This is a genomic window from Corallococcus sp. AB049A (assembly GCF_003668885.1).
In the GTDB taxonomy this organism is placed as follows: Bacteria; Myxococcota; Myxococcia; order Myxococcales; family Myxococcaceae; genus Corallococcus; species Corallococcus interemptor.
Window position 1 is genome coordinate 1 of record NZ_RAWL01000728.1, and the last position, 2,175, is coordinate 2,175.

Here is a 2,175-nt window from a genome sequence, read left to right on the forward strand (position 1 = left end):
GCCTGGAGCCGCCCCCGGTGGCGGGCGGCGCGCAGTCCTTCGGCGCGGGCTTACAGTCCTGCGTCGACGGGGGCGGACGGCTGCCCGGGCGCTCCGGGCGTCCGTACTTCGCGAACTCCGAGGCCAGCCGCTTGGACTCCTGCTGGAGGCTGCGCAGGTCGAAGCGGTCATCGTTGAAGGCCGGCACCGGCAGCTGGAGGAACGTCGACTTCGCCGTGTCCAGCTGTTCGAAGAAGGTCCGGTTGTCGACGAGGAACTTCGCCGCGTCCCGCAGCGAGGGCGACACGTTCTTGTCCTGCGAGATGCGCTGGAGGTCCGCGTGCGACAGCGTGCCGTCCTTCTTGCCGTCCAGCAGGTCCAGGTAGCCGAAGTTCGCCTCCAGCGTGCGCAGCGAGTCCGCGTAGTCCAGCAGCTTGGGATCCAACGGGCTGCGGCTTCCGGACGTGCCCCCCGCCTGCGTGGACCCGGACGACGCGGTGCCCGGGGCGTAGCCCATGCCCGCCTTCGCCGCGTCCTGGGGTGCGCAGTACTCCGTCTTCGCGGACGGGTGCTTCTTCAGCTCATCCGCCACGCCCAGCGCGCCGCTGGCCGCCATCATCACGTTGCCGCTCATCACCCCCGCGGCCGTCTTGATGGAGTTCGTGAGGACGGGGGGAAGCCCCAGGGCGTCCCCCGCCAGGTCGGCCACGGCGGTCATGGGACCGCCCAGCAGGTTCGCCACGCCTTTCAGGATGTCGAGCATCGCTACTCCCGCGCGGCGGGTTGAAGTGGGTGCCGCGCGCCGTCTCTTCGGACGCGGACGGGCATTGCAGCGGCGGTGCCGGGCGCGGCCGCGCGCGGGGCGAGTCGAAACGCGGGGTTGGACAGCCAGGCCCCTCCGCCGCGTCCCCACTCACGGACGGGTCGGTCCGCCCGGGAGGATTGCGGCTAGAGTCCCGCGCCCATGCGCACCTTCGGGCTCGACTACGGCACCAAGACCATCGGGGTGGCCGTCTCGGATGGACTGGGGCTCACCGCCCAGGCGGTCACCACCGTGCGGCGCACCTCGCTCAAGGGGGACCTGGCGGAGCTGTCCCGGCTGGTGAAGGAGCACGAGGTGACGCGCTTCGTCCTGGGGCTGCCCCTCAACATGAACGGCTCGGAGGGGCCCCGCGCGGAGGCCACGCGCAAGTTCGCGCAGGTGCTGGAGAGCGCGCTCGGCCTGCCCGTGGAGCTGTGGGACGAGCGGCTGTCCACCGTGGCCGCCCAGCGCACCCTGCTGGAAGCGGACGTGCGCCGGGAGAAGCGGCGGGAGGTGATTGATCAGCTCGCCGCGCAGTTCATCCTGCAGGGCTGGCTGGACGCGCACCGCCCCAAGGACGACGACGGCTACGACGACAACTACGACCCGGAGGGCTGAAGCCCTCGCCTGACTACGGCTGGCGCCGGTACACGTGCAGCGGGGCGGAGAACCCGTCCTGCTCCTGGTACACCACGCCGTCCAGCGTCAGCGTGCGCCCGTCCAGCGTCACGCCCGGGTCCTTCACCAGCTTGCCGCCGTCGAAGCGCACCAGCACCTCCGGCCGCGCGTCCTGCAGGCGCTGGCGGAACGTGTCCCAGCGCACGCGCGCCATGCGCATCTCCGGCAGCGTGGAGAAGAAGGCCACCTGCAGGTCCATGTAGCGCGGATCATCATCGATGGCCGCCGCGCCGCCCTTCGCCGCCACCTCCTCCTTGAGGAAGCGCGCCACCTGCATCACCGCCACGGGGTTCGTGGACGTGGGGCTCACCGGGCGCAGCGAGTCATGCAGCCCGCCCTCCGTGCGGAACGTGTAGAGGCCCAGCGCCACCGGCATCACCACCGCCAGCACCGCGCTCACGCCCACCACCGCGCGGCGCGCGAAGGGCCCCTTGTTACCCACCAGCGCCGCCAGGCCCGGCGCCATGAACACCGGCAGCAGCACCAGCTGCGTCACCGTGAAGCGGGCCAGGGGCACGAAGTTCAGGAGCACCGCCGCGCGCAGCGTGAAGTACACCGTGGGCAGCACCGCCATCACCACCAGCCAGCGCGTCTCCGGGTGCTTCTTCCACGCGCGCACCATGCCCACGCCGCCCAGCAGCGCCACGCCCGGCGTCAGCGTGAAGAGCGCCACCGCGGGCCAGAACCCCAGCTGCTGCAGCCGCCAGCCAATCGCC

The 2,175-nt window shown here is 71.8% G+C and carries 1 protein-coding gene and 2 pseudogenes; 1 reads left to right on the top strand and 2 read right to left on the bottom strand.

Going from position 1 to position 2,175, the window contains the following annotated elements:
- A pseudogene (locus D7X55_RS38750) lies at positions 1 to 742 on the bottom strand (hypothetical protein); the annotation flags it as partial.
- A gap of 201 nt (positions 743 to 943) precedes the next feature.
- Here D7X55_RS38750 and ruvX point away from each other — a divergent pair.
- Complete coding sequence (gene ruvX / locus D7X55_RS38755) at positions 944 to 1,399, top strand: Holliday junction resolvase RuvX (RefSeq protein ID WP_121725655.1); 456 nt, start codon at positions 944 to 946, stop codon at positions 1,397 to 1,399.
- Between the two features lie 13 nt (positions 1,400 to 1,412).
- On the opposite strand, the pseudogene D7X55_RS38760 reads toward ruvX, so the two are convergent.
- A pseudogene (locus D7X55_RS38760) lies at positions 1,413 to 2,175 on the bottom strand (hypothetical protein); the annotation flags it as partial.

Coding starts and splice junctions, on each gene's coding strand:
- ruvX (WP_121725655.1), top strand. CDS start 944: ATGCGCACCTTCGGGCTCGACTACGGCACCAAGACCATCGGGGTGGCC.